Raw genomic sequence first — 236 nt, forward strand, 5'->3', positions numbered from 1 at the left:
TCACAGATGTAAATGGAAATTCAGCCTCAAAAACCGCTAGGGTTACTGTTGAAGACGATATTACTCCTACGGTCAGAACTCAGGATATTACTGTGCAGCTTGACACTAATGGGAACGCAACAATTTCAGCCGAAGATATTGACAACGGTTCCAGCGATAATTGCCAAATTCAGAGCCGCTCCTTAAATATTACCAATTTCGACTGTAGTAATGTTGGAGACAATTCCGTAGAACTG

General features: G+C 41.5%; 1 protein-coding gene. It reads left to right on the top strand.

The annotated features are described in order from the left end of the window. A partial coding sequence (locus RM529_RS17985) for a hypothetical protein (RefSeq protein ID WP_311486093.1) occupies positions 1-236 on the top strand: 236 nt, incomplete at both ends.

Origin of the sequence: Autumnicola edwardsiae (assembly GCF_031846505.1) — a bacterium.
Taxonomy (GTDB): Bacteria; Bacteroidota; Bacteroidia; order Flavobacteriales; family Flavobacteriaceae; genus Autumnicola; species Autumnicola edwardsiae.